This is a genomic window from Proteus sp. fly-1067 (assembly GCF_040139345.1).
GTDB lineage: Bacteria > Pseudomonadota > Gammaproteobacteria > Enterobacterales > Enterobacteriaceae > Proteus > Proteus vulgaris_B.
On sequence record NZ_JBEEUL010000065.1, the window covers coordinates 1 to 847 of the forward strand.

The window sequence follows — 847 nt, forward strand, 5'->3', positions numbered from 1 at the left end:
TTATTTCAAGCTTCCCGCCTTTAATAACGTCCATCCATTCAACATCCATTTTTTTAATCTGCTTATCATCCACCCATACACCGGCATGAGTAAGGGCATCAAAAGGTGCTTTTAAGAAATTATCAATATCTCTAGCCTGCTTAGTTGGGGGATATAATTTCACAGAAACAAACACATCACTCTCAATAGCCTTAGGTCTACGCTTTAATTGTTCATAGACTGCTGCAATCGCATTTGCTCTAAATACTCGCCCTTTTACACTGACTAGGGTTCCTCTTTGGGTATTTCTCCAATAAGTATTTACACTAGGTGGAAATGGTAGTGTTAGGGTTAATTCAGGCATAAGTACCCCACAACCCAATCAGTAATGTCACAACGAACCAAAAACCAACGAACAACATGTATTTAGTTAGCATCGTTTACACTCCTTTTATCCCAAGCCTTCAGAGCTTCATCCGCATTATTAGCAATAGGGCCTCTTGCTCCACATTTCTGACAGCGAGTAAATGTATTGAACATCACTTGCATGACTTCTAGTTTTTTAGAATTACAGAATGGGCAGTGAGCACTGTTCATGAGTGATTACCTCTTGCTGCTCTTACTAATGAGTCATACGGCTCGGTTGGCAATTTACCCATGAGAGCAAAATTAGAGGTGGCGTGTTTTACCCATTTGATTGTGGGTAATGCGCATTTTTTAGCTTTCTGAGTATTCAGCTTTTCAATGTAGACTGACTCACCTGATTTACGTGATTCTGTTATTACTGAATGAACTCTTTCTGCCTCTTTAGTTACTCTGTAGCGTAATGGACGTTCTTCGCTAATTCTGACTAATGCACCTAAAGTCC

The 847-nt window shown here is 39.8% G+C and carries 3 protein-coding genes; all 3 read right to left on the reverse strand.

The genetic code is table 11. The features are described from left to right. The coding region (locus ABN217_RS19110) for a RusA family crossover junction endodeoxyribonuclease (protein WP_349459831.1) at positions 1-343 on the reverse strand (343 nt) is incomplete at its 3' end. Positions 344-405: 62 nt separating this feature from the next. Continuing rightward, on the reverse strand, positions 406-576 hold the full coding sequence (locus ABN217_RS19115; RefSeq protein ID WP_349459832.1) for a Lar family restriction alleviation protein: 171 nt from the start codon (positions 574-576) through the stop codon (positions 406-408). After that, a partial coding sequence (locus ABN217_RS19120) for a hypothetical protein (RefSeq protein WP_349459833.1) occupies positions 573-847 on the reverse strand: 275 nt, incomplete at its 5' end. The genes ABN217_RS19115 and ABN217_RS19120, both read right to left, overlap by 4 nt.

Excerpts from the sequence above, each read along its gene's own strand:
- ABN217_RS19115 (WP_349459832.1), bottom strand. The coding sequence starts at position 576 with ATGAACAGTGCTCACTGCCCATTCTGTAATTCTAAAAAACTAGAAGTC.